Annotated in this window: 23 protein-coding genes and 1 pseudogene; 18 read left to right on the top strand and 6 right to left on the bottom strand. The window is 47.0% G+C overall.

From position 1 onward, the window contains the following. Positions 1-19: 19 nt before the first annotated feature. Positions 20-727 carry an S-methyl-5'-thioinosine phosphorylase gene (locus tag UNITIG_RS17280; protein ID WP_101759608.1) on the top strand — a complete coding sequence of 236 codons (708 nt, stop codon included), beginning with the start codon at positions 20-22 and terminating at the stop codon, positions 725-727. A 19-nt stretch (positions 728-746) separates the two neighbouring features. Here UNITIG_RS17280 and UNITIG_RS17275 read toward each other — a convergent pair whose 3' ends face one another. Continuing rightward, positions 747-1,727 (bottom strand): CsiV family protein, encoded by a 981-nt coding sequence (locus UNITIG_RS17275; RefSeq protein ID WP_159931196.1) that lies wholly within the window; start codon positions 1,725-1,727, stop codon positions 747-749. An 84-nt stretch (positions 1,728-1,811) separates the two neighbouring features. After that, positions 1,812-5,279: a transcription-repair coupling factor gene (gene mfd / locus UNITIG_RS17270; protein WP_101759606.1), complete on the bottom strand. Its 3,468-nt coding sequence runs from the start codon at positions 5,277-5,279 to the stop codon at positions 1,812-1,814. A gap of 427 nt (positions 5,280-5,706) precedes the next feature. On the opposite strand from mfd, the pseudogene UNITIG_RS17265 reads away from it, so the two are divergent. From UNITIG_RS17265 to UNITIG_RS17220, 10 genes and pseudogenes are all read left to right on the top strand, one after another. Next, positions 5,707-7,088: pseudogene (locus tag UNITIG_RS17265) on the top strand (glyceraldehyde-3-phosphate dehydrogenase). Between the two features lie 394 nt (positions 7,089-7,482). Continuing rightward, positions 7,483-8,817, top strand: coding sequence for a Na(+)-translocating NADH-quinone reductase subunit A (locus UNITIG_RS17260; RefSeq protein WP_101759637.1), 1,335 nt, complete (start codon positions 7,483-7,485; stop codon positions 8,815-8,817). Between the two features lie 2 nt (positions 8,818-8,819). After that, on the top strand, positions 8,820-10,034 hold the full coding sequence (locus UNITIG_RS17255) for an NADH:ubiquinone reductase (Na(+)-transporting) subunit B (protein ID WP_101759605.1): 1,215 nt from the start codon (positions 8,820-8,822) through the stop codon (positions 10,032-10,034). After that, positions 10,027-10,803 carry a Na(+)-translocating NADH-quinone reductase subunit C gene (locus UNITIG_RS17250; protein WP_101759604.1) on the top strand — a complete coding sequence of 259 codons (777 nt, stop codon included), beginning with the start codon at positions 10,027-10,029 and terminating at the stop codon, positions 10,801-10,803. Before UNITIG_RS17255 ends, UNITIG_RS17250 begins: the two co-directional genes overlap by 8 nt. Next, positions 10,803-11,465: an NADH:ubiquinone reductase (Na(+)-transporting) subunit D gene (locus tag UNITIG_RS17245; protein WP_101759603.1), complete on the top strand. Its 663-nt coding sequence runs from the start codon at positions 10,803-10,805 to the stop codon at positions 11,463-11,465. The genes UNITIG_RS17250 and UNITIG_RS17245 overlap by 1 nt, the downstream gene beginning before the upstream one ends. After that, positions 11,465-12,079, top strand: coding sequence for an NADH:ubiquinone reductase (Na(+)-transporting) subunit E (nqrE, locus tag UNITIG_RS17240; protein ID WP_101759602.1), 615 nt, complete (start codon positions 11,465-11,467; stop codon positions 12,077-12,079). Before UNITIG_RS17245 ends, nqrE begins: the two co-directional genes overlap by 1 nt. Before the next feature lie 13 nt (positions 12,080-12,092). Continuing rightward, positions 12,093-13,310, top strand: coding sequence for an NADH:ubiquinone reductase (Na(+)-transporting) subunit F (gene nqrF, locus UNITIG_RS17235; RefSeq protein WP_101759601.1), 1,218 nt, complete (start codon positions 12,093-12,095; stop codon positions 13,308-13,310). Then, positions 13,300-14,352, top strand: a complete 1,053-nt coding sequence (locus UNITIG_RS17230) for an FAD:protein FMN transferase (RefSeq protein WP_101759600.1) — start codon at positions 13,300-13,302, stop codon at positions 14,350-14,352. The genes nqrF and UNITIG_RS17230 overlap by 11 nt, the downstream gene beginning before the upstream one ends. A gap of 51 nt (positions 14,353-14,403) precedes the next feature. Next, positions 14,404-14,634 (top strand): (Na+)-NQR maturation NqrM, encoded by a 231-nt coding sequence (gene nqrM / locus UNITIG_RS17225; RefSeq protein ID WP_101759599.1) that lies wholly within the window; start codon positions 14,404-14,406, stop codon positions 14,632-14,634. A gap of 143 nt (positions 14,635-14,777) precedes the next feature. After that, the gene (locus UNITIG_RS17220; protein ID WP_101759598.1) at positions 14,778-15,188 is read left to right on the top strand and encodes a hypothetical protein; all 411 of its coding nucleotides are present in this window, start codon (positions 14,778-14,780) and stop codon (positions 15,186-15,188) included. A gap of 98 nt (positions 15,189-15,286) precedes the next feature. On the opposite strand, the gene UNITIG_RS17215 is transcribed toward UNITIG_RS17220, so the two are convergent. From UNITIG_RS17215 to UNITIG_RS17205, 3 genes are all read right to left on the bottom strand, one after another. Beyond that, a complete protein-coding gene (locus UNITIG_RS17215; RefSeq protein WP_101759597.1) occupies positions 15,287-16,369 on the bottom strand; it encodes a 3-deoxy-7-phosphoheptulonate synthase in 1,083 nt (360 codons plus the stop codon). A 100-nt stretch (positions 16,370-16,469) separates the two neighbouring features. Beyond that, positions 16,470-16,805, bottom strand: a complete 336-nt coding sequence (locus UNITIG_RS17210; protein ID WP_101759596.1) for a phosphodiesterase — start codon at positions 16,803-16,805, stop codon at positions 16,470-16,472. Continuing rightward, positions 16,795-17,388: a PilZ domain-containing protein gene (locus UNITIG_RS17205; RefSeq protein ID WP_145999210.1), complete on the bottom strand. Its 594-nt coding sequence runs from the start codon at positions 17,386-17,388 to the stop codon at positions 16,795-16,797. The genes UNITIG_RS17210 and UNITIG_RS17205 overlap by 11 nt, the downstream gene beginning before the upstream one ends. Before the next feature lie 109 nt (positions 17,389-17,497). Between UNITIG_RS17205 and UNITIG_RS17200 the strand changes: the two genes are divergently transcribed. From UNITIG_RS17200 to UNITIG_RS17190, 3 genes are read left to right on the top strand one after another with little or no spacing between them, the layout of a single operon-like run. Beyond that, the gene (locus tag UNITIG_RS17200; RefSeq protein ID WP_235015468.1) at positions 17,498-18,784 is read left to right on the top strand and encodes a lipoprotein-releasing ABC transporter permease subunit; all 1,287 of its coding nucleotides are present in this window, start codon (positions 17,498-17,500) and stop codon (positions 18,782-18,784) included. Between the two features lie 48 nt (positions 18,785-18,832). Continuing rightward, positions 18,833-19,519, top strand: coding sequence for a lipoprotein-releasing ABC transporter ATP-binding protein LolD (gene lolD / locus UNITIG_RS17195; RefSeq protein ID WP_369809214.1), 687 nt, complete (start codon positions 18,833-18,835; stop codon positions 19,517-19,519). Between the two features lie 2 nt (positions 19,520-19,521). Further along, positions 19,522-20,793, top strand: a complete 1,272-nt coding sequence (locus UNITIG_RS17190) for a lipoprotein-releasing ABC transporter permease subunit (protein WP_101759593.1) — start codon at positions 19,522-19,524, stop codon at positions 20,791-20,793. 4 nt (positions 20,794-20,797) lie between these two features. Here the strand turns inward: UNITIG_RS17190 and UNITIG_RS17185 are convergent, their stop codons facing one another. After that, positions 20,798-21,322, bottom strand: coding sequence for a DUF2062 domain-containing protein (locus UNITIG_RS17185; protein WP_101759592.1), 525 nt, complete (start codon positions 21,320-21,322; stop codon positions 20,798-20,800). Between the two features lie 172 nt (positions 21,323-21,494). Here UNITIG_RS17185 and UNITIG_RS17180 point away from each other — a divergent pair, with 172 nt between their 5' ends. The 4 genes from UNITIG_RS17180 (at position 21,495) to UNITIG_RS17165 (ending at position 24,997) form a co-directional block, all read left to right on the top strand. Beyond that, positions 21,495-23,033 (top strand): ComEC/Rec2 family competence protein, encoded by a 1,539-nt coding sequence (locus tag UNITIG_RS17180; RefSeq protein ID WP_101759591.1) that lies wholly within the window; start codon positions 21,495-21,497, stop codon positions 23,031-23,033. Further along, entirely contained in the window at positions 22,964-23,809 is an 846-nt protein-coding gene (locus tag UNITIG_RS17175) for a ComEC/Rec2 family competence protein (RefSeq protein WP_145999209.1), read from the top strand. The genes UNITIG_RS17180 and UNITIG_RS17175 overlap by 70 nt, the downstream gene beginning before the upstream one ends. Before the next feature lie 127 nt (positions 23,810-23,936). After that, positions 23,937-24,563, top strand: a complete 627-nt coding sequence (locus UNITIG_RS17170; protein ID WP_200821354.1) for a MotA/TolQ/ExbB proton channel family protein — start codon at positions 23,937-23,939, stop codon at positions 24,561-24,563. Positions 24,564-24,577: 14 nt separating this feature from the next. Further along, positions 24,578-24,997 (top strand): biopolymer transporter ExbD, encoded by a 420-nt coding sequence (locus tag UNITIG_RS17165; protein ID WP_101759589.1) that lies wholly within the window; start codon positions 24,578-24,580, stop codon positions 24,995-24,997. Positions 24,998-25,068: the final 71 nt, after the last annotated feature.

Below are 25,068 nucleotides of genomic sequence, written 5' to 3'. Positions count from 1 at the left end.
GAATGAAAGGTTAATCTGAATGTTGGCGATTATTGGTGGTACCGGTCTTAACGACTTTCAACAGGGCGCAACCGTAGGCGAGCGGCTTACCCCTTATGGCGAAACGTCTGCAGCCATTATTCAAACCCAGCTAAATGGTCGTGATGTAGTTTTTCTTGCGCGTCACGGTAGTCCGCATCGAATTCCGCCACATAAAGTCAATTATCGAGCCAACCTGTGGGCGTTAAAGCAGTTAGGGGTGGATAGGGTGCTTGCGGTTAATGCGGTGGGTGGTATTCATCCATCGATGCCTGCGGGAGCCATAGTTATTCCGGATCAGCTTGTGGATTACAGTTACGACCGTGAGCATACTTTTTTTGATGGTGTTGCCATTGGTGATCAAGCGGCTGCGCTGGAGCATGTGGACTTTAGTTACCCTTATTCAGCGTCATTGCGTCAGGCATTGCTATCTGCAGCTGAACATATTGGTTTGGCGGTAAGCGATAAAGCGGTTTATGCGGTCACCCAGGGCCCGCGCCTGGAAACAGCCGCGGAAATTAATCGCCTGGAGCGAGATGGTTGCGATATTGTCGGGATGACAGCAATGCCGGAGGCGGTGTTGGCCAGAGAGTTAGGTATCGATTATGCCAGTATTTGTCTGGTGGTTAATCCTGCCGCTGGACGCAGTTCAACCCTAATCACTATGGATGATATTCATCGGGTGATAGCGTCAGGCATGGGCAGGTAAGGGCGCTGTTGGCAGCGGTTTAATTTTGCTGCTCGCTGATATTGGTAGTGGGTAGCGGCGTTTCTGCTGATAAGGGTTTTTCGTAGGGTGTAATTCGCACCAGTAAACCCATTAGTGGGTGATCGATATAATGCAGCTCTTGGCTACGCATGCGACGTTCCTGACGCAGCGTAATAGTTTCTGCTACTGAAAACAGATTACCGGCGGTATCGATAAAGGGATTATCAAAGCTAAAGGTTTGATCGCTAAATAAATTATTTTGCGCGCTATTGAGAAATGGGTCGCCCGAGGGCGTTAGCGAAGACGTAACGGCTTTGGATGTTATTGGTATCGGCGGTAATACAGGCCAAGGGGTTTTATCCAAACCGGCATTGCTGACAAAGTTGCTCAGCCATAAATCAGTACTAATATGCAGATAGCGTTCCAGGCCAATGCTAAGGGAGCCTTCCAGTTCAAAGTGATTATCATATTGATCGCCGCCACGTATTAAAATACTTTCTGCTGTGTCACGTTCACGAATGGGTTGTCGCCAGGCCGCATGAAATAGCTGACGAATATTGCGCTGGGCTGCCAGCCGCTTAGCAATAGTTTGAAAGGTCATTTCCTCTTTAGCTAGCAGAGTAAAAGGCTGTTCCTCCAGTTCGACCGTCATCACCGGTAAAACTGTCGACTCACTATCATTTAAGAGCTGTTTGTTGTTGTCGACCACAGGCTCGTTTGCTGGCACGTCGCTTTCAGTGATAGTTGCATCTGCTGGCGTAGTATCTTCACTGAAGGTCCTATCAAAAACAGACACCATAGGCGGTATTGGTTCATTAATGATGACCTGATTGGCAGTGGCTTGTTTAAGTTGCAGAATACGCTGCGGGTATTTTAGCCCAAGCTCCTGTGGCCATAGTTCTTGCTGGCTGTTGTCCCGTTGATACGCAAAGATCAGCACCTCAATCTGATACCACTTGGGGATGTCGACTTCCACAGATGGCTGTGCCTGTATGCTCAAGGCATTACCGAGAAACGAGATTACCAAAACTATGTAGGATATTGTTTTCATGGGCTAAGTGTAATGTACTCTGGTTATCACAGGCTAGTTTTGCGACTGAATTAGTGGGTCAACCGGCGTCAGCTTGTTGATTAAGTCCTCAACAAAACTAAAGCGTAGTTCTCTATCTTCCAGGGCTTCACTAAATTTCAAGGCGGTAGCGCCGGCCAGTTGATAGGTTTTTGATTGTGTTTGTACCAGCTTTACCAGCGCAATGGGTTCAACCTGGGTATTGTCGGCGAATTCTAACTTGCCGCCTGCGGCCGATGCTTCTACTTTCTTGATCCCGATCTGCTGTGCTTGCAGTTTAATTTGTGTGGCGCGAAACAAATTTTTCACCGGGTCCGGTAACAAGCCGAAGCGGTCGATCATTTCAACTTGTAGCTCACGTAAATCGTTGTTGTTTTCAGCGCTGGCGATGCGCTTATAAAGAATCAGCCGTGTGTGTACATCGGGTAAGTAGTCGTCGGGGATTAGCGCGGGTAAGCGCAGGTTAACTTCACTACTGGTATCAAATGATTGTTCCAGATCGATCGTTTTACCTTGTTTGATTGCGTTAACTGCGCGTTCGAGCATTTCCATATAGAGGGTAAAGCCGATGCTATGAATTTGCCCGCTTTGGTCATCGCCTAATAGTTCTCCCGCACCACGTATTTCCAGGTCGTGAGTAGCCAGGGTGAATCCCGAGCCTAAATCTTCCGCCTGACTGATGGCCTCCAGGCGTTTTTCCGCATCACGAGTCATGTTCTTTACGCCGGGTGTAAGCAGGTAGGCATAGGCTTGATGGTGAGAGCGGCCGACGCGTCCACGCAATTGGTGTAATTGCGCTAAGCCAAATTTATCAGCGCGGTCGATAATGATGGTGTTGGCGCTAGGGATATCGATACCGGTTTCAATGATGGTGGTACATAACAATAGGTTAAAACGTTTGTGATAAAAATCCGACATCACTTGCTCAAGTTGCCGCTCCGGCATTTGCCCGTGACCGATGCCAATACGTAATTCGGGTATTAACGCTTTTAGTTCCCGAGCAGACTGCTCGATAGTTTTAACCTCATTGTGCAGGTAATACACCTGACCGCCGCGCAATATTTCTCGCAGTATGGCTTCTTTTATTACACCATTATCCCACTCTCGAACAAAGGTTTTGACCGAGAGTCGTCTGGCCGGTGGGGTGGCAATAATGGATAAGTCGCGCATTCCCGACATTGCCATGTTTAGCGTTCTGGGGATAGGTGTTGCGGTTAAGGTGAGAATGTCGACTTCGGCGCGCAGGGACTTTAGCTGTTCTTTTTGGCGTACTCCGAAGCGGTGCTCTTCATCGATAATTAATAAGCCGAGATCATGGTACTTTACATCTTTTTGCAGCAGTTTGTGGGTGCCGATTAAAATATCTACTTTACCGCTGGCCACTTTAGCAAGTATTTGCTCCTGTTCTTTGACTGACCGAAAGCGGGATAGCACATCAATAGTTACCGGCCAGTCAGCAAATCGATCCTTAAAGGATTCATAGTGCTGCTGAGCCAGTAATGTTGTGGGTACTAAAATAGCGACTTGTTTGCTGTTGTGTGCGGCAACAAATGCCGCGCGCATGGCAACTTCCGTTTTACCAAAACCCACATCGCCACAGACCAGGCGATCCGTTGCTGTTGTGTTTTGCATGTCTGCCAGTACTGCAGTGATAGCTGTTTCTTGATCCGGCGTTTCTTCAAAGGGAAAGCCCGCGGCAAACTTTTGATAGGCTTGCTCGGGAACCACCAGTTTTTGCCCGGGTCTGGCGGCCCTGCGTGCATAGATATCCAGTAGCTCGGCGGCTACATCGCGTATTTTTTCTGCGGCTTTACGTTTGGCTTTTTGCCACTTGTCGCTTCCCAAGCGATGCAGTGGTGCCATCTCTTCATCGGCGCCACTATAGCGACTGATTAAATGGAGTGAGGCGACGGGGACGTACAATTTTGCGCCGTCTGCATATTCCAGTGTCAGGAATTCAGTCTCTTCACCGTCAATGCCAATACTTTGTAAACCGCGATAGCGTCCAACGCCGTGGTCAATATGTACAACTGGAGCGCCCAATCGTAATTCGGTGAGGTTTTTGATGACTGCATCGCTGTTGTCCTGCATTTTGCGACGGCGACGACTTTGCATCACACGCTGGCCAAATAGCTGTGGCTCAGCAATCAGTAAAATATTATCGAGCTTTAAGCCTGACTCTAATGGCCCTACGGTAATACCTAGCATTTCATCACTGGCTATAAACTGCTGCCAGCTATTAAACAGAGCTGGTTTGATATTGTGCCGCTGTAAAAGCTCCAGCAACGATTCTCTTCTGCCGGCACTTTCGGCACAAAATAAGATGCGAGCGTCAGCATTTGCTATCAAACTTTCCAGTTCGATTAACGGATTTTCTGCTTGTGCGTTAATGCTTAGGAACGGCGGCGGCTGGCTATCAAAATTGTAATTGCCAGCTTTGGCTTCCAGTGCATCGCGATGTAAAATAATTCGTGGATATTGTTTGAGCGCAGCAAATAGTTGCTCGGTTGCAATAAATAATTGGCTGGGATTTAACAGTGGTCGTTGTGGATCAATATTGCGATCTTCAAAACGTTGATGCAGGTCGCGCCAGAATTGATCAGCAGCAGCTTCCAACCCTTCGGTGCAGGTCACCATCGTGGTAGCGGGTAAATAATCAAATAAGGTGCTGGTTTGTTGAAAAAATAAGGGCAAATAATATTCGATACCCGCTGGCGCAATACCCTCGCTGACATCCTGATAAATCGGGCAGCGCCGGTGATCGACATCAAACTGTTGATGCCATTGATCACGAAAGCGTTTGATACCGGCTTCATCCAATGGGAATTCTTTGCCGGGCAGCAGGCTGATTTGTTGTACTTGTTCGACGGTGCGTTGGGTTTCGGGGTCAAAGGTGCGTAGCGTATCTATTTCATCATCAAGTAAATCAATCCGGAAAGGGTGCGGACTCCCCATAGGAAAAATATCCATGATCGAACCGCGCAGGGCAAACTCACCGTGTTCATAAACTGTATTCACACAGCGGTAGCCGTTGGCTTCCAGTTGCAGACGCATGCTGTCGATATTAAATTGCTGGCCGACATTAATGGCCAAGCTATGGGCATGCAAATAATCACTAGGAAGCAGTCGATGCATCAAGGTTGAAATTGGAACAACCAGAATACCGTGTTCCAGTTGTGATAATCGATGTAAAGTGGTGAGTCGCTCAGAAATAATATCCTGATGCGGTGAGAAATTATCGTAAGGCAGTGTTTCCCAGTCAGGGAAATGAAGAATATCCAGGTCACTCGCAAAAAATGCCAATTCCTGTTCCAGTCTGAGTGCGCTGGCGGTGTCGTTACAAATGACCAGCGTGAGTTGCCTGGATGATTGCGCCTGATTGGCAATGGCCAAGCTCGGAGCACTGCCGTAGAGACTCCCCCAGCGATGACGATCGCTGCCAGTAGTTGCAGGAAGAGGGGAGAGCAAAGCAAGCTTGGTCATAGTATTACTTAGTGATTAACGATGTATTTAAAAGCCGGCTATAGGCCGACAAAAATAGGCGGCGCTATTGTAGCTTGCCAAGGGGGCTTTTACACCGGCATTGTGCGACTGCTTTTTAGGAAACGTGTCAGGATCTTGGGTGCAGCTCATTTTTTACGGCAATTTGCCCGTAATTGGTTGACCAGTAGTTGAACTTGGCTCGGTGAATGAACATAATACGCCCCTTTTTTGCTGGCTCGTTTTTCGGGGTCGGGACTAAAGAAGTGGTTAGATATTTGGCCGAATAAGATGTCCTTAAGAACATTAAATACATCCAACATAAATACACCAACATAGGTATACGACAGTGAGTACTGATAGCAGCAACCGTAAACGCCCTGATGATTACTTTGAAGACTGGAAAGAGCGCGAAGCGCTAGCCGAAGGAATGATTCCATTAGTTGGTAAGTTGTATCGTGGCAGGGTTAAAACCTATATCTATGGTCAAAATCTAGTCAATCTATCGGTTTTGGAAATCATGCAGGCGCACCGCGCGGTCCGGGTGGTTGAGGGCAATGAACTTTCAGAGTTTGAAACATTTCCAGTGATTAAAGCCTTGTCAGACCTCAACTTGGGGATTGCTCATATTGACGCTGGCCGTATAGCGGTAATGTATGAAGAGGGCCCTAGAGAGCAAGGTATCAGTGTTGAGGATTTCGTTAAATCACAGGTTAAAGAATTAATTGACGATAAAACCCCGGCGCGACCATCACAAGATGTTGTGCTGTATGGTTTTGGTCGTATTGGCCGGTTGATGGCCAGATTGCTGATTGAGAAAACTGGTGGCGGCGATAATCTGCGTTTAAAGGCTATCGTTGTACGTCGTGGTGGTGCCGCTAATGATTTGGTTAAGCGCGCCAGTTTACTGCGTCGCGATTCTATCCATGGCCCTTTCAAAGGCACCATTCGTGTTGATGAAGAGCGCAGTTCATTTGTTGCTAACGGCAATGAAGTCAAAGTCATTTATGCCGGCTCCCCGAGGAAGTGGATTACACCGAATACGGTATTAACAATGCCATCGTGATTGATAACACCGGTATGTTTAAAGATGCGGCGGGCTTGTCGCGGCATCTTCGTCCTGGTGTTTCGAAAGTTATTCTGACCGCGCCTGGGAGCGATATCCCTAATATTGTGCATGGCATTAATAACAGCGATATCCGCCCTGAAGATCGCATTATTTCTGCAGCGAGTTGTACGACTAATGCTATTGCCCCACCCTTAAAAGCCATGAACGATAAGTTTGGCATTGTCTCCGGGCACATCGAAACTGTTCACGCCTATACCAATGACCAAAACCTGATTGATAATTACCATAAGGCAGATCGCCGTGGTCGTTCAGCGCCATTGAATATGGTTATTACTTCAACGGGTGCTGCCAAAGCGGTAGCTAAAGTGTTGCCCGTTATGAAGGGGAAGTTAACAGGCAACGCGATTCGTGTACCTACGCCGAATGTGTCTATGGCGATTTTGAAATTAACACTGGAGAAATCTACTACCGTAGAAGAGGTTAATGATTATATGCGGCAGGTGGCGCTGCATTCGCCATTGCGTAAGCAGATTGATTTTTCCAATTCACCAGAGGTGGTTTCCAGTGATTTTGTGGGTTCGCGCCATGCCTGTATTTATGACTCGGAAGCAACAGTAGTAAATGGTAATCAGGTAATTATGTATTGCTGGTACGACAATGAGTTTGGCTATAGCTGTCAGGTCCATCGCGTATTGGAGCAAATGGCGGGTGTTGATTACCGGGTCTATCCGAAAGAGCCCTGAGTATTTACGCGTTCAGTTAGCGTTAATAAAAAACCGTCTCAAGGCGGTTTTTTTACACCCTGAGAATCCCCTTGGTAGCTATGAAGCTGAGACTGGCCGTTATTTTTAAATATAGTTGTCCCAAGATTGCCGGGGCATTCACTTTATTGAATTAAATCTCTTACAAATCAAACAAATGCGGCCACTACCTATGGTATTTACAGGCCTCACTCTTTATACTTGCGCCATTTTTTTGATGGGCTAAATTCTTTAGCAATAAATCCGCCGGTAGCCGCAGCTTTTATGGTCTATCCTAGAGAGGCAGCTTGCGGGAAAGGATCAATTTAAGTGCTTTTTAGTGCTAAATTTGCCCATTAAAGCCGATTTTTTAACTTTCAACATTTCAGGCATATCTATGATTAAGATAAATCGTGGTTTGGACTTGCCTATCTCCGGTACACCTGTGCAGGTTATTAGTGACGGCGTGAAAGCGCGATCAGTTGCTGTAATCGGCTTTGACTATGTTGGTATGAAGCCAACTATGGAAGTGCAGGTCGGGGATAAGGTCAAGACTGGTCAGGTCATTTTCACCGATAAGAAAACCGAAGGGGTTAAATATACGGCCCCGGCCAGTGGCACCATTGCCGCCATTAACCGCGGTGATAAGCGTGTTTTGCAATCGGTGGTTATTGATATTGAGGGTGATGCGTCAGAAATATTTGCCACTGTCAGTGATGTTACCCAGCTGAGTCGTGAGCAAATCGTTACCACGCTGGTTGATTCAGGGCAGTGGACTGCCTTCCGCACCCGCCCGTATAGTCGAGTACCCGCACCTGCAAGCACGCCCAACGCTATTTTTGTAGCCGCCATTGATACTCACCCGTTGGCAGCTGATCCCGCCGTTATTATTGCCGAACAGGCGACTGCTTTTGCCGATGGTTTAACGGTATTGAGTAAATTAACCGATGGCAAAGTCTTTGTTGCTAAAGCACCAGGTGCGGCGATAGAGACTGGCAGTGCCCCAGTTGTTACTGAAGAATTTGCGGGGGCACATCCGGCTGGCTTGGTTGGTACGCACATGCATTTTCTTGCGCCAGTGAGTACCAGAAAAGTCGCCTGGAGTATCGCCTATCAAGATGTCATCGCCATTGGCAAACTATTTGTTGAAGGTAAATTATATACAGACCGTGTTATTTCATTGGCAGGCCCACAAGTTGAGCGTCCCGAATTAGTGAGAACACGACTGGGTGCGAACTTGGATGAGTTGACTGCGGGTAAGATGAAGGTTGGCAGCAACCGTATTATTTCCGGTTCAGTTTTAGGCGGTCGCACCGCTTCTGGCTCAGTGGCTTATCTCGGTCGTTATCACCAGCAAGTAACGGTATTGCTCGAGGGCAGTGAGCGCGAATTTATGGGCTGGATGTCACCTGGCCGCGAAAAGCATTCTGTATTGGGTATTTACATTTCCCAATTAACTAAAAGTAAATTGATGGACTTTACGACGACTACCAATGGTAGTGAGCGGGCGATGGTGCCAGTGGGTAATTATGAGAAAGTTATGCCGCTGGATATTTTGCCAACCCAATTACTGCGATCGTTAATAGTGGGTGATACCCAGATGGCTCAGGATCTGGGCTGTCTTGAATTAGATGAAGAAGACTTGGCCCTTTGTAGCTATGTCTGTGCAGGTAAGTATGAGTATGGTCCAATACTCCGCGATAACCTGACTCGTATAGAGAAGGAGGGTTAATCATGGCGGTAAAGTTCCCGGCACTGCGCAAATTTCTTGATGATATTGAACCGCATTTTCATAAGGGCGGTAAATACGAAAGTTGGTTCGCGCTGTATGAAGCAGCAGATACCATATTCTATTCTCCTGGTAGTACCACCAAAACATCTGCGCATGTTCGCGATGGTGTAGATCTTAAGCGGATCATGATTACCGTGTGGTTGTGTACTTTCCCCGCTATGTTTTTTGGTATGTGGAATGTGGGGTTCCAGGCTAATACCATTCATGCGGCCACTGAGTTAGCAATGAACGATGATTGGCGAAGCGGTCTAATCATGGCCTTCGCTGGTAATGACGTAAATAGTATCTGGGATAATTTCTGGTACGGTTTTTGGTATTTCATTCCTGTTTATCTAACGACTTTTATTGTTGGTGGTTTTTGGGAAGTGTTATTCGCGATGAAGCGTGGCCACGAAGTAAACGAAGGTTTTTTCGTAACCTCGATTTTATTTGCACTGGCGTGTCCGCCTTCCATCCCGCTGTGGATGGTGGCGCTGGGTATCAGTTTTGGTGTGGTAATAGGTAAAGAAGTGTTCGGGGGTACAGGTAAGAACTTCCTCAATCCTGCTCTTACCGGTCGCGCCTTTTTGTTCTTCGCTTATCCGGCAGCAATGTCAGGTGATGCAGTTTGGACGGCGGTTGATGGTCACACAGGGGCAACCGCGTTATCCGTTGCTGCCAGTGGTGGTGTTGATGCACTGGAAGCTGCGTTTAGCTGGAATTCAACCTTCTTTGGAACGATTCCAGGCTCGATGGGTGAAACCTCAACGCTGGCGATCTTCATCGGTTTAGCCGGTTTGATGATTACCAGAATAGCTTCCTGGCGTATTGTGCTGGGTGTTTTTGCTGGCATGTTTGCATTGACCACTTTATTTAACATGCTGGGTTCAGACACAAACCCGATGTTTGCTATGCCCTGGTACTGGCACTTAACGGTTGGTGGATTTGCTTTCGGCATGGTGTTTATGGCGACAGACCCCGTGTCTGCCTCTATGACTAACACCGGGAAATATTGGTTTGGTGCGTTGATAGGCATAATGGTGGTGTTAATCCGAGTGGTTAATCCTGCCTTTCCTGAAGGCATGATGTTGGCCATTCTGTTCGCCAACTTGTTCGCACCTTTGATCGACCACTTTGTGGTGCAAGCTAACATTAAACGGAGGCTCGCCCGTGGCTAATAAAGAAACGACTTCAAGGACCATTATTGTCGCCTTGGTGTTATGTATAGTGTGTTCGTTGGTAGTTGCCAGTGCTGCTGTCTTGCTGAAAGATCGACAGCAAGCTAATAAGAAGTTGGACCGTTACAGCAATATTCTGGCAGCGGCTGGCTTGTTGCAGTCTGGTCAGGATGTTGAAGCACAATTCAATGAATTGGTTACCGCAAAAGTAGTCGATCTGGATAAAGGTGTTTATACCGATGAGGTGGATGCCGCTAGTTTTGATCAACTGCGCTCAGCCAAAGAAGCTGATTTATCCGCAAGATTAACCGCTGAAGATGATCTGGCAAAAATTTCACGCCGTGAAAAATATGCACTTGTCTATTTGGTAGAAACGGATGGTGAATTAACTAAAATTATTTTGCCTGTTCGTGGTTATGGCTTGTGGTCGACGTTACATGGCTTTTTGGCTTTGGAAAACGATGGCAATACCATTGCCGGTTTAGGCTTTTCCGAGCACGGTGAAACACCTGGGCTAGGTGGTGAAGTCGATAACCCAAAATGGAAATCGCTCTGGCCGGGAAAAAAAGTGTATCAGGACGGAGATGTTGAAATCGAACTGATAAAAGGCTCAGTAGCCCCCGATGCAGCTGGTGCAGATTACCAGGTAGACGGATTAGCCGGTGCAACGTTAACCAGTCGTGGTGTCACCAATCTGGTGCAGTTCTGGATGGGTGATAAAGGCTTCAAGAAATTCCTTACTAATTTACGATCAGGGGAGGCAGGATAATGTCTAAAGTGAAGGACTCTCTAATCGATCCTATTTTCAAGAACAACCCCATAGCCTTGCAGGTGCTGGGTATCTGTTCAGCACTGGCAGTCACATCCAGTTTGAAAGTAACATTGGTTATGGCTTTGTCTGTGACCGTGGTAACGGGTTGCTCTAACTTTTGTATTTCATTGATACGCAATCAGATTCCAGGAAGTATCCGTATTATTGTACAGATGGTTATTATTGCCTCGCTGGTTATTGTTGTGGATCAGGTACTCAAAGCCTATTTTTACGAGATCAGTAAGCAGCTATCGGTATTTGTTGGTTTGATTATCACTAACTGTATTGTTATGGGGCGTGCTGAAGCCTTTGCGATGAAAAATACGCCGATCCCCAGCTTTTTTGATGGTGTCGGTAACGGCTTGGGTTACAGTACCATTTTGATAGCGATCGCGATTGTCCGTGAATTATTTGGTTCCGGTAAATTGTTCGGTATCGAAATTCTACCGCTTGTGAACGATGGCGGCTGGTATGTGCCTAATGGCATGTTGTTGTTGCCGCCCAGCGCATTTTTCCTGATTGGTTTGTTTATCTGGGCTTTGCGCGCATGGAAAACAGAACAGGTAGAAGAGCCTGAATTTAAAATCACAGCGAATACTCGCGCGAAGGAGGCTGTGTAATGGAACATTTTTTAAGTTTGTTTGTGCGCTCTGTCTTTATCGACAATATGGCGCTCAGCTTTTTCCTGGGTATGTGTACCTTATTAGCTCTCTCCAAGAAAATGAACGCGGCGATAGGTTTAGGTATTGCTGTAATCGTAGTGCTGGCCATCACCGTACCGGTTAACTACCTTATCTACACCTATCTATTAAAAGAGGGTGCATTGGTCTGGTTAAGTGCGGATTTTGCAGCGGTTGATTTAAGCTTTTTAGGCCTGCTTAGTTATATAGGTGTTATCGCGGCTCTGGTACAAATGCTGGAGATGTTTCTGGATAAATTTGTACCGGCACTTTATAACGCGCTGGGTGTGTTTCTGCCATTGATTACCGTTAACTGCGCCATCATGGGGGCGTCACTGTTTATGGTTGAACGCGATTATGATTTTGGTGAGTCCGTAGTGTTTGGTCTCGGTTCCGGTGTGGGGTGGGCGTTGGCAATTGTAGCGCTGGCCGGTATCCGCGAAAAAATGAAATACAGTGATGTGCCTGATGGTTTACAAGGTTTAGGCATTACCTTTATCACCGTTGGCTTGATGTCGTTGGGCTTTATGTCTTTCGGCGGCATAGACCTATAAGAGGCTAAGAAGAATGAATCAAGTAATTGTCCTCGGCGTAGGCATGTTCACAGTTATTGTGTTGTCTTTGGTCGCAGTGATTTTAGTCGCTAGAGCTCGAATGGTTAGCTCTGGTAATGTCAATATCGAAATTAATGGGCAGAAAACAATCTCTGTTCCTGCGGGTGATAAGTTGCTAAACACGCTGGCTGCACAAGGTGTGTATCTCGCTTCAGCTTGTGGTGGTGGCGGTAGTTGTGCGCAGTGTAAATGTGTCATTAGTGAAGGTGGCGGCTCTATGTTGCCTACTGAAGAAGCGCATTTCACTCCCCGCGATGCTCGTGAAGGTTGGCGTTTATCTTGTCAGGCTCCGGTTAAGCAGGATATGAAAATTGAAGTGCCGGAAGAGGTTTTCGGTATTAAGCAGTGGGAATGTACGGTTGAATCCAATCCCAATGTGGCGACCTTTATTAAAGAGCTGACGTTAAAATTACCGGAAGGCGAAAGTGTTGATTTTCGCGCTGGTGGTTATGTTCAGTTGGAAGCGCCAGCCCATCATGTAAAGTACAAAGATTTCGACTTAGGTGACGAGTACAAAGGTGATTGGGAGCGGTTTGGCTTTCTGGATGTTGAATCCAAAGTGGATGAGCCGATTATTCGCGCTTATTCGATGGCAAACTATCCTGATGAAAAAGGCATTGTTAAATTTAATATCCGTTGCGCAACGCCGCCACCGAATAATTTAAGTTTGCCTGCCGGCCAAATGTCCTCATGGGTGTTTAGTTTAAAACCTGGCGACAAAGTCACAGTGTTTGGTCCCTTCGGTGAATTTTTTGCAAAAGAGACTGATGCGGAAATGGTCTTTATCGGCGGCGGTGCCGGTATGGCACCTATGCGTTCGCATATCTTTGATCAGTTAAAACGTTTACGTACAGACCGCAAAATTTCATTCTGGTATGGTGCGCGATCATTGCGTGAAGTGTTTTATTCTGAAGAATATGATGCACTGGCTGCTGAGTTCCCTAACTTCAGTTGGCATCTGGCTTTAAGTGATGCTCAGCCCGAAGATAACTGGACCGGGATGACAGGCTTTATTCACAATGTTGTGCATGATAACTATTTAAAAGATCACGCCGCACCGGAAGATTGTGAGTTTTATATGTGTGGTCCTCCAATGATGAACTCGGCGGTGATTAACATGCTGCACAGTTTAGGTGTTGAGCCAGAAAATATTATGTTGGATGAATTCTAAATTGATCAGCAATGCCAGAGTGTTACCAAGAGCAGCTTCGCTGCTCTTTTTGTATCTGTTGCTTTCAGGTTGCGGCGATCAGCTACTGTCACATAGCAAGTTTTCCGGTTCCACCATGGGTACGTTTTACCATATCACCGTGCTTACCAATCCCGCAGCGTCAATCAGTGAACAGGATGTGCAGCAGGCAATCGATCAGCAGTTACAGTTAATCAATCAACAAATGTCGACCTATATCGATGACTCTGAACTGTCACAGTTTAATGCGGCGGCAGTGGATGAGTGGGTGCAACTTAGTCCTAATCTTTTTGATGTGTTGATGTTGAGTTTGGAGTTGGGCTGGCTGTCTAATGGCGCTTTTGATATTACCGTTGGTCCATTAGTCGATCTTTGGGGCTTTGGACCAGGTAGGCTTGATAGGGCTGATACAGTACCGGCGCAGATTAGTATTGACCGCCAATTAAAGGGGGTTGGTTTTCAGGCGCTGGAGTTTGACTTGGAGTCTTCCAAAGTCAGAAAGCGTAAACCGGTACGTTTGGATTTATCCGCCATAGCCAAAGGGTTTGCCGTTGATAAATTATCTGAATTATTACTCTTCGCTGGCTATACGGATTTTATGGTAGAGCTGGGTGGTGAGTTACGCTTACATGGTAACAGCCCTCGTAATAGTGCATGGAGGATTGCCATTGAACAGCCTGAATCATCGATGATGGCGGTGGCCAATAAAGCTATTAAGGTTAGCAATGTCGCTGTTGCCACATCCGGTGATTATCGAAATTACTTTGAATTACAGGGAAAGCGTTACTCCCACACCATTGACCCTGCTACCGGTTACCCAATCACCCACAAACTCGCGTCTGTGACTGTGATAGCCGACAGTGCAGCCTATGCCGACGGATTGGCCACGGCAATTAATGTTTTGGGCCCTGACAAAGGTTTCCAGTTAGCGCAACAGCAAGGTTTGGCAGTATATCTTTTAGTTAAAAGCGAGCAGGGTTTTGATGCCATTATCAGCGATGCTTTTAAGCCTTATTTGGAGTAACATAGTTTCAGTTGATCCCTGCTGTAGCAGGCAAAGATAAGTGAGAAAATTATGGCAACTATTATTTTAGCGTTTGTGTTGATGCTGCTTATTGTAGGAGCTATGGCAATAGGCGTTATTCTAGCTAACAAGCCGATCAAAGGTTCTTGTGGTGGCCTGGGTGCGCTGGGTTTAAAAGAAGATTGTATGATTTGTGGCGGCAACAAAGATGAATGGAAACGCGAAGTCGATATTATCGGTAAAGCGGATCTGGCTTACGATGCGATGAACCCAAAACCCTGAAGTTAACAGTCCAATAAAAAAGCCGCTCTGTAGCGGCTTTTTTATTGGCGGCAGTGCGGTCGGATGAAGGAAAAGTTTCATCTGCCCCCACTTTGTCATAATATTCAGGCTCTGTTTCGACAATAATGGAAGAGGATCTTTTCATGACCATAAAATGTGGATTTATAAATAAAGTGATACCAGCTGTAGTTATCGTAATGTCGGCAAGTGTGGTGCAGGCTCAGCCGAATGATATGGCAGTGATGATGCAAAATTTGCAGGATATGCAGCGCTGTATGGCATCCATTGATCAAACAGAGTTAAAGCAACTTGAGCAGCGTGCGCGCGGTATGGAGGCTGAGATTAAAAAGTTATGTGCGCAAGGCAATGAGAGTAAAGCCCAGCAGCAAGCATTGACATTTGCCCTGGAGATAAGAGATTCCAAATTATTGCAACAAATGAAAAAATGTACCGAAAAAATGGCTGATTTTGCTAAAAATATGCCTAATCCTTTAGCGGTCTATGACTCATTTTCTGATGAGAATGAGGCGAAAGGTATTTGCCAGAGTTTGTAAGGTATTGGATTACAGCAGCTCAGCAATGGACAGGCAGCGGGCAGATAAAAAAGGAAATCTTTTAATCGGGGCTGAGCGTCAACATGTAATTAACCAGCTTAATCCGTATCTTTTTCGTGCGCACCACGCCGCACACTGACTGCCTTCGCTAACACCTTCAGCGTTTCCTCGGTAGTCTCCCAGGAAATACAAGCATCAGTGATACTTTTGCCATAAACCTCAGGTGTTTTTTGGCTGCCTTCCACCAAATTACTTTCCAGCATGACCCCGGCTATAGCATGGCTACCGTTACTAATTTGCGCCGCGATATCCGCAGCTACCAACGGTTGGCGAGCAAAGTCTTTATTGCTATTACCGTGGCTACAATCAACCACTAAATGCGGCGGTAAATGATTGTTATCAAGTATGGCTACAGTGTTAGCGATGGCCTGCGGATCGTAATTGGGTCCCGCGTTTGAACCGCGCAAAATCACATGGCAATCGGGATTGCCGCTGGTGGTGACGATGGCAGAGATGCCTTGTTTGGTGACGGATAAAAAATGGTGCGGGTGAGCGGCGGCACCAATCGCGTCAATGGCAATTTGAATGCTGCCATCGGTACCGTTTTTAAACCCTACTGGCATTGATAAGCCCGACGCCAATTCTCGGTGTATTTGACTTTCTGTAGTGCGTGCACCGATGGCCCCCCATGAAACCAAATCGGCAAAAAATTGCGGGGATATTGTATCCAGGAATTCACAGCCTGTTGGAATACCGAGGTCGGCAATATCAAGCAGTAATTGCCGTGCCACGTGCAGGCCGCGATTAATATTAAAACTGCCATCAATACCGGGGTCGTTAATCAAGCCTTTCCAGCCAACTGTGGTGCGGGGTTTTTCAAAATATACCCGCATTACAATCAATAATTCTGCGCGATGTTGCTCAATGGCTTGTTGTAATTTGCCGGCATAGTCGAGTGCGGCATTGGTGTCATGAATTGAGCAGGGGCCAACTACCACCAGCAAACGATCATCTTTACCTTTAAAAATATTGGCAATATCCTGTCGTGCGTTTGTAATCATGCTGGCTGCGTCAGGTTTTAATGGTAATTCTTCCATTAAAATGGCAGGCGATACCAGCGGGCGTAGCTCTGCAATACGGACGTCATCGGTAGTAGTGGAGGGTGGTGTTGGGTGTGTCATGAATAGATCTCATCCTGTGCGAAGTACTCGAACAGGCCTAGTTTAAAGTGTCAATGGATTCAGTGAATCAGCGATTAATGATGGCCAGAGATTTTAGCCGCTATGGCGTCGTGCTGTCACCTTTGGGGAGATCCTTTTGTGCACGATGTTTTAATACGCTGTGGATGACCGCCTCATTCTCAAAATAAACACTAAAATCCTGATAGTCCCAGCGGATGATTTTTGGCTCGCCTTTTGGCTCATGGCTTGCAAGTGGTGCGCCAAATTGTGTTTTAACATCTGTCCGGGATTGTCCAAGCCTTGGCCGCTGAATGTCTCCCAGATATTGGCCTTGGCTGGCTATGGGCAACTGGATGGATTCAGCTTGTGACGGTAGTGCCGGAAATAGCAGCGAAACTACAGCTAGTACCGGGATTGTCAGCATGTTATAAGCCATTGGGTTGTTGCCGCCTTTCTGCTAATTGTAATTGCATAATGTGTTTGGCAATTATTTGCCGGTCTGCATCTTTCAGCTGCACAAAACTCAGAGCAGTTACAAAGTCATCACCGTTGCGAGAGCAATTAATCACCCGGCAGAAAACGGTAAGCGGAATGTGATTGGGTAATAGGGTTAACTGCAGAGCCATATAGCTATCATGTGCATGCTCTGTCATTGAGTGGAATGATAGCCCCCCTTCGCTGAGTGTAATGGCGTACTGCTGTTGATCGGGTGCCGGTTCTTCATACTCGATTAATTTGCCCGCAATTAAATCCAGCTTTTTATTGATACCCTTTAAATAGGCTTCAAGACTCCGGTTTTCTTCGCCAATGGCACGCAAAAATTTACTGTGTTCCTGCTCGATACTGAGCAGCTCACGAATCAGGGAGTATCCGGGCGCGTCTTTTAATTGGGGTGGCAAGTGATTAGCCAGTGCACTGTTTTGATCAACAGCGTGGTAGCGCATCAGCACGGTATCTTCTACCCGGAAATAGTCACGGCGTTCATTAATCGAGGGTTGGGAAGGCGATTTACGTTGCAATGGGGTAAACTCCAAGGCTGACAATAAGTTAAAGCAGTGTTCTAATCTGCTTTTTTAATAAAACTGTCATAACTTTAGTACAGCTTCGGCGAAATACCATGATTAATCCATGGCTTTTATTGACCTTGTCGTTACGGTAAAACCCGCAAATATGTATCAACCACTGTCACTATTTATCGGTCTGCGCTATACACGCGCAAAGCGTCGCAACCAGTTTATTTCCTTTGTGTCGATGATATCGCTATTGGGAATGATCCTCGGGGTCATGGCATTGGTGGTAGTGTTATCGGTGATGAACGGCTTTGAGGCAGAACTACGCGGCCGTATTCTGGCGCTGGTGCCTCACGCCTACGTGAATGGGCCGCAAACCCGCTTGTCAGATTGGTCAGCCAGCCAACAGCGATTAGCTGAATTACCCATGCTAAAAGGTGCTGCCCCTTATATCGCTGGTAATGTCATGCTGAGCCGGCCGGGTATGGTGAGGGGGGCACAACTACAGTCGATTAACCCCAAAGCGGAACAGCAAGTCTCCAAAATAGCCAGCAGTATGATTAACGGTAGTCTGGATGATTTGGTGGCCGGTCAGTATCGCATTGTTGTGGGCGATATTCTGGCGCGCTATTTGGGTCTTTACCCAGGCGATGAAGTCAGTGTGGTGTTGCCAAGGGTGACGGTTACCCCGGTGGGTGTGTTCCCCCGAGTGAAGCGATTTACTGTCAGTGGCGTGTTCCAGGTTGGGGCTGAGCTGGACAGCAATACGGTATTTATTCATTTAGCTGATGGCCAGAAATTATTTCAAATGGGTACGGATGTACAAGGTCTACGTCTGCAGTTTGATGACTTGATGGCGGTAAATAGCTATTTGGATGACGTCTTACAGCTGATGCCTGAAAACTCATCGGCCACGGCCTGGAGTGAAACCCAGGGTAGCTTATTTAAAGCAGTGGCGATGGAGAAAACCATGGTGGCTTTATTGCTGTTGATCATCGTGTTTATTGCTGCTTTTAATATTGTTTCCATTCTCAGCATGATGGTTGCCGACAAGCGCTCAGACATTGCTGTGCTCAGAACCATGGGGGCATCACCGGCCACAATTTTAAAAATATTTATGATTCAGGGGACGGTGGTTGGATTATCCGGTATCGCTATTGGAATCGGCTTAGGCATACCGTTAGCGCTGAATGTGGGTAATGTAGTGGTGTGGTTGGAAACCACTCTGGGTGGTCATGTGTTCAATCCGGATGTGTATTTTATTAGCCGGATACCTTCTGTGTTGGTATGGTCAGATGTGTTAATGGTTGCTGGCTGTGGTTTAGTGCTCAGCTTTCTAGCCACGATATATCCGGCAACGCGTGCAGCAAAAGTGCATCCTGCAGAAGCCCTTAGATATGAATAACGGATGGGTAGCAGTTAGTGTTATGCATACTTTAAAGAGATAGATATTTTGAATAATTCAGCAGCGGTATTGCAGTGTGTAGATCTGCATAAAACGTATCGACAAGGCCCGCAGGATTTACACGTGTTGGCGGGCATCAATCTCAACATTAATGCCGGTGAGCGCGTCGCTATTGTCGGTGCTTCCGGTGCGGGTAAATCGACCTTGCTCAATATGTTGGGCGGTTTGGATTTGCCCAGCACGGGTCAGGTATTTGTTGCCGGTAAAGATTTAAGTACGCTGTCGGAAAAACAGCGAGGAGAATTACGTAACCGCTATTTGGGTTTTGTTTATCAGTTTCATCATCTATTGGGAGAGTTCACAGCATTGGAAAATGTTGCTATTCCGCTATTGATACGCGGTGAAAAATCTTCATTGATAGAACAAAAAGCCAGCGCGATGTTGGCGCGGGTAGGGTTGTCGGCAAGATTGGAACATAAGCCGGGAGAACTCTCCGGTGGTGAGCGCCAGCGAGTTGCAATTGCCCGCGCATTAGTCACTGAGCCACAGTGCGTGATGCTGGATGAGCCGACCGGTAACCTCGATCATCATACCGCTAACGCTATCCATGACTTAATGAAAGAGCTCAACCAGCAGTTACAAACCAGTTTTATTATAGTTACTCATGACTTGGCATTGGCTGCGCAAATGGATAGACAGTTGTCGCTTGTTGATGGCAAATTGCAGGATGCTTGAACGTGTTTAATCCCTATCCCTTATTTATTGGTATCCGTTACGCCGGTGCTCGTAGACGAAGCCAGCTAGTCTCCTTTATTTCGTTAGTATCGATGATGGGCATGGCTTTGGGTGTGGCTTTGTTGATTTTGGTGCTATCAGTAATGAATGGTTTTGACCGGGAAATGCGCAACAAAATTTTAGGTTTGGTGCCGCATATCAACATCACCAGTTATCAAGTGCAAGATACATCCGTAGAGCAACAGGCCAGTTGGAAGCAAATTGAAAATAAAATTATGCATCATCCACAGGTGCAAGCGGTTGCGCCTTTTGTACAATTGAATGCGATGTTACTGCGAGGAACTAATGTAGAGGGTGTTTTAATTTACGGCATTAATCCTGAGCGTGAAAAGTCGGTCTCGATTCTGGCGGACTATGTCGACAATACTGCGCTAGATAATTTACAAGATAGTACAGAACGGCTTAGCCCGGGTATTTTATTAGGCGCAGCGCTGGCCAAGCGGGTGGGTGTTAGTGTTGGCGACACTGTCAGTGTAATGGTTCCGCAGGAAACCGACAGCGGTCGACTCAATCCAAGTTTTGTTCAACTGACTGTAGCCGATATTTTTACCACCGGTACCGAATTGGACCAATCAGTCGCACTGATCTCTTTGCATCGCGCTATTTCATTAATACCGCCGCAGCAACGGCAACAGGGTTTGCGGGTGACTGTCACGGATACCTTTGAAGCGCCACGCATCGCTTGGGAGTTAAGTCAGAATATACCTTATGGTTTTACCACTCGTGACTGGACTCGCACACATGGTAATTTATATTCTGCTATTCAATTATCAAAACAATTGGTGGGTTTGATGCTGGTTACCATTATCGCGGTGGCGGCATTTAATGTAGTGTCGGCGCTGATAATGATCGTGACGGATAAGCGTGGTGAGATTGCCATTTTACGTACCGCTGGTGCAAGCCCGTCAGGTGTAATGGCGGTGTTTATGGTGCAGGGAACATTAATCGCGTTAATCGGCACCGGTATCGGATGCATACTGGGTGTGTTATTGGCTATATCTATTACTGAGATTGTGGCGGCACTACAGACGTTGCTAGGAGTCCAGTTTTTGAATTCCGACGTTTACCCCATCGATTATTTACCATCAGATTTACGCATCCAGGATGTCATTGCGGTGTCTGCTACGGCGTTTGTGATGAGTGTGTTGGCGACGGTCTACCCGGCGTGGCGAGCATCTCGCGTACAGCCGGCAGATGCGCTGCGCTACGAGTAAACATCTAGCTTTTTTTCTGTCTTTTTAGACGGCGTTCATGCCAGCGACGAATAGTGTGCTGGCGCCAGGCATAACGTACAAAGGCCGAACCCGCTAAACCTGAAAATAGTCCGCAGAGTAAACACCCTAACAGAAACGGCTGCCACGTATAGCCAATCTCGGTAGTGAGCCATTGCCATGACAGTTCAAAAACAAATTGCTGTTCCGGTCTATCCATGACCGCAGCGCCCACTTTATACGCTAGATAGAATAGCGCCGGCATCGTGACCGGGTTGCTCACCCAGACTAAAATAGTCGCGATGGCTAAATTGGCTCGCATCAATACTGCCGCGAGAGCGGCTATTAGCATTTGTGTAGGTAACGGAATAAAGGCGACAAACAGCCCAATAAAGCACGCCATAGAAACCGAGTGGCGAGTTAAATGCCAAATATTGGGGTCATGTATCCAGTTACCCAGTAATTGCAGCGACTTCTGTTGCTTGATCCACTCGGGATCTGGCATATAGCGTTTGATGAATTTGCGAGCCATTAATGGCAATTACTCAGTGATTTAAGTATTAGCAGCCGCGCATTATGCACGGAATTGTCAGCCTTCTCTACTAGCGACCCTGTTAAGTTGCCGTTACTATTAATTACGATTATAAAATGTAAAGTACAAAGCCGGTTAATTGTAGCCAGCTAATGTTAAAGGAATAATTCTAATGTTGTCATGGATGATGGCAGTGTCGGTTGGCATTGCTGCAGTCTCGTTGTTGCCCGAATTACCCCCGCAATGGTATCTGTTATTGGCGCTACTGGTTAGCGTCTTGTTAACCTGTTGGCTTAAGCACTGGCGGTGGCTATTGCTGGTCTTGTTAGGAATCAATTGGGGTGGGTATTACGGTCATCAACTGTTGGCTCAACAGCTGCCTATAGAATTAGAACAACAGCCCATTTGGTTGCAAGGGCGGATCAGTGGCTTACCAACGTCTGGCATGAGTCGAGGTCAGTCATTCCAGCAATTTGATTTGAATGTTACTGACCATCGCTGTATTAGCCCTGCAGGTGATTGCGCTCACCGCCTAAAGCGCGTGCGGTTGAAATGGTATGGTGCGCCGCAGCCACTCAAACCTGGTCAGCATTGGCGTTTGTTAGTAACACTTAAGCGGCCTTATGGCACCAGTAATCCCGGCGGTTTTGATTATCAAAGTTGGTTAATCCAGCAGGGGATTGGCGCCACCGGTTATGTGCGGCCATCGCATCAGATTCGGCTGCTTGCAGATGATCAATGGGGTGTTGATCGATGGCGTTGGCGGGTCGCCAATTATATGGATAGCTTACCCAATTTGCCCCATAGCCACTTGTTGAAGGCGCTGTTGATCGGCGATAAGCGCGATATCGGCTCTGGTCAGTGGCAATTATTCGCGGCAACAGGGACGACGCATTTGATGGTGATCTCCGGCCTGCATGTGGGCATGGTGACTGGTCTGGTATTTTTAATAAGCCGTTGCTTGCTGGTGATCTCTCTGCCAAATTGTCGTGCCCATGTTGGCGCCGCCTGGCTCGCTATATCGGTAGCGTTACTTTATGCACTCGCTGCGGGTTTTACCTTACCCACTCAGCGCGCATTATTGATGATTGCGGTGGTATTGTTGTGTGTGATTCGCCAGCGGCATATTTCACCACTGGCCGGCTTGGCATTGGCGTTATTGCTCTGTTTATTATTAGACCCCTTAGCAGTCATCACTGTGTCGTTTTGGCTGTCCTTTGTTGCAGTGGGTGCCATCTTGTATGCCAGTACCGGAAGACGGCAGAGTAAGACCCAAAGTCGCCAATGGATGCTTGCCCAGTACGCCGTTTTCATTGGCTTAATACCGGTGTTGGCAATGTGCTTTGGTCAAATAACGTTGCTATCACCAGTTGCAAATAGTCTGTTGTTGCCGGTGTTCAGCATTTTAATCGTGCCCTTGGATTTAGTGGCAGCTGTGCTCGCCTTTTTTAGTGAAAGTGCTGCGCAGTGGTTGTGGCAACAATTGGATCGGGTTTTAGCTATCAGTTTGCAGGGTTTATCCTATTTGCATGAGGTTGCTGGTGTTGGTGTGCTGACGATTAGCGCTAAACCATTGATGGTGAAATGTATGGCGCTAGTAGGGGCAATGGTGCTGTTGCTGCCTAAAGGCCTGCCGTTAAAATGGTTAGGTTTGTTATTACTCATACCGTTGTTTGCTTATCAGTCACCGCTCATGGCGCGGGTGATCTAGAGCTGACCGTGTTGGACGTTGGCCAGGGGCTGGCCATTGTAGTGATCAGTCGCGAGCATGTGTTGGTTTATGATGTGGGTGCCAAATTCAGTGACGATTTCTCGATGGTGACAGCGGTCGTTCAACCTTTTTTACTGCAGCGTGGCGTGGAGACGATCAATACTTTAGTCATCAGTCACAACGATAATGATCATGCCGGTAACTGGCTGTCCTTGCGGGATCAGTTCACGGTTGATCAGGTGATGATGGGTGATCCTTTGCCCTATCAGCAATACGGTGTTTTGCCTTGTCTGGCAGGTCAGCAATGGCAGTGGGATGGTATCGATTATGCGGTGTTACATCCTCAAACTGATACGACTTATGCTCGCAGTAACAACCGCTCTTGCGTGTTAAAGATTAGCAGTCAGCAAATCGGCTTTTTATTAGCCGGAGATATCGAGCAGTCCGTAGAGACGCTCATGGTACATAATCTCGGTCCCCAATTAGCCAGTAACGTACTGATTGCACCCCATCACGGCAGTCATAGTTCCTCGTCATGGCCTTGGGTAAAGTCAGTGGCTGCTGAGTATGTGGTTTTTAGCAGTGGCTATCGCAATCAGTTTTCGCACCCGCGGCCAGATATCCAACAACGCTACCAGCAAGTGGACAGCAACACGTTGATTAGTCATCAGACTGGCGCACTCACATTTACTGTTAGGCAGGGGAAATTACTGATACCGAGTGCTTATCGGCAGCAGCGACGACGTTATTGGTTGGCACCAGTTGATAGTGATTAAAAACTTGTCAACAAATTAGCTATAGTCGATAGTTTTTCCTTGGCTGGTCAGTATAATGCAGTTCAATAAGTGCATAAGAAAGCGTGGCTAAGTAATTGTCTTAGCAGACGAAAATGGGAGAACGTGAGTGTTTGAACTGATAAAGGCGGGTGGCTGGTTAATGCTGCCGATCATGCTTTGTTCGATAGCCGCAGTGGCGATTTGTATTGAACGCTATCTGGCTCTTAATCCGGCAAAAATTGCACCTCCACACCTTCTGGCCCAAGTCTGGGGCTGGATCAAAAATAATCAGGTGACCGCTGATAAATTGCGAGAGTTAAAACAGTCTTCGCCATTGGGCCGTATATTGGCTGCTGGCCTGAGTAATTCACGCCATGGTCGTGACGTCATGAAAGAAAGTATTCAGGAGGCGGCCAGTCATGTAGTCCATGATCTGGAACGCTACCTCAATACGTTGGGTACCATCGCGGCGGTTGCGCCTTTACTGGGCTTGTTAGGTACGGTCATCGGCATGATTAAAGTATTCACCGAGATCATGTTGCAAGGTACCGGCAATGCCGGTGTATTGGCTGGTGGTATTTCAGAGGCGCTGATTACCACGGCGGCGGGTTTGAGTGTCGCGATCCCGGCATTGATTATGCACCGGTTTTATTCCCGTCGTATTGATAACGTTGTTGTAACGTTGGAGCAGGAAACTATTAAGTTGGTGGATGCTCTTCATGGCGAACGCAAAGTCGATATCAAATCCAGTTAACGGACACAAAATACGTGCAATTTCGACGACAAAAAGGTGAAGAAGTCACCGTCAACTTAACGCCACTGATCGATGTGGTGTTTTTGTTGTTGATCTTTTTCATGGTCTCTACCACGTTTACTAAAGAGACCCATCTGAGCCTGGATCTACCTGAAGCCACCGGCGAAGAGTCCACTGATCAGCCACAACAGATTGAAATTATTATTGATGCCAATGGCCAGTATGTGGTGAATGGCAATAGTTTGGTGTCCAGTAAAAAAGATATTATCGCCGCCGCATTGAAAGAAGTGGCTGCTGGCGATTTCAGTTTACCTTTAACCATTACTGCTGATGCGAAAACGCCTCATCAAGCGGTTATTACCGCGATGGATGTAGCGGGGCAGTTGGGTTTTTCTCATCTCAGTTTGACCACTAAAAAGCCTGCAGGCGAGTAGGGTAATCAGCGTGGCAAAATCTTCAGCAGAAAATAGCCGCGAGCATTTTCTGGTGCGTGCCTGGTATCAGA

The sequence above is a fragment of the Oceanicoccus sp. KOV_DT_Chl genome (assembly GCF_900120175.1).
Classification (GTDB): domain Bacteria; phylum Pseudomonadota; class Gammaproteobacteria; order Pseudomonadales; family Dasaniaceae; genus Oceanicoccus.
Note: the sequence above shows the minus strand (reverse complement) of the source record. Positions and strands in the feature narration are given on the sequence as shown.